General features: G+C 65.8%; 1 protein-coding gene. It reads left to right on the forward strand.

The window, feature by feature from the left end:
- The coding region (locus tag A5767_RS19375) for an IS110 family transposase (protein WP_082937748.1) at positions 1–988 on the forward strand (988 nt) is incomplete at its 5' end.
- Positions 989–1,132: the final 144 nt, after the last annotated feature.

Here is a 1,132-nt window from a genome sequence, read left to right on the forward strand (position 1 = left end):
GGTCAATGCCCGCGACGTCAAGCACCTGCCGGGACGCCCGAAGACCGATGTGCTCGATTCGGTGTGGTTGTGCAAGGTCGCCGAACGGCAGATGCTGCGACCGAGTTTCGTGCCGCCGCGCCCGATCCGGCAGTTGCGGGACCTGACCCGCTATCGGATCGATCTGGTCGGTGCCCGCACGGCGGAGAAGAACCGGGTCGAGAAACTGCTCGAGGATGCGTGTATCAAGTTGTCGGTGGTGGCCTCGGACATCTTCGGTGTCTCCGGGCGGGAGATGATGGCCGCGTTGATCGCCGGTGAGCGGGACCCGAAGGTCCTTGCGCAGTTGGCGCGGTCACGGATGCGGTCGAAGATCGGGCTGCTCGAGGAGGCGTTGAGTGGGCACTTCGATGACCACCACGCGTTCCTGCTCACGCGGATGCTGGACCGGATCGACGCGATCGATGCCGATATCGCCGCGGTGGACACCCAGATCGAGGTACAGCTGGCCCCTTTCGCGCAGGCGGCGGCCCGCCTCGATGAGATCCCGGGTATCGGACCGGTGGCCGCCGCGGTCATCCTCGCTGAGATCGGGGTGGACATGGCCCGATTCCCCACCGCCGGGCACCTGTGCTCGTGGGCGAAATTCTCCCCGGGCATCCACTCTTCCGCGGGCAAGAACACGGGCAACGGTTCGACCGGGCACGGCAACCGCTACCTCGCCCGGGTGCTCGGTGAGGCCGCCGTCATCGCCGGCAGAACCGACACGTTCCTCGGTGCCCGCTACCGTCGGATCGCCCGACGGCGAGGCAAGAAACGGGCCATCGTCGCCATCGGCCGTTCGATCCTGGTGATCGTCTGGCATCTGCTGACCGACGAGCAAGCCACCTTCCATGATCTCGGGCCCGAGCACTTCACCCGGCATGTCCACCCGGACGCGAAGAAACGCAACCATATTCGTCAACTCGAAGCCCTCGGTTATACCGTCACCCTCGTCCCGGCGGCCTGACCCGCACAGCACCCCAGAGGACCTGACCCGGCTCCGCTGCGCTCCGCCGGGAGCAGCCACGTGTCCATTCCCGGGGCAGGTCAACTCATTTTCGGATTAGCCACGTGTCCATTCCCGGGGCAGGTCACCTCATTTTCGGATTAG

This window comes from Rhodococcus sp. 852002-51564_SCH6189132-a (genome assembly GCF_001665495.1).
In the GTDB taxonomy this organism is placed as follows: Bacteria; Actinomycetota; Actinomycetes; order Mycobacteriales; family Mycobacteriaceae; genus Rhodococcus; species Rhodococcus pyridinivorans.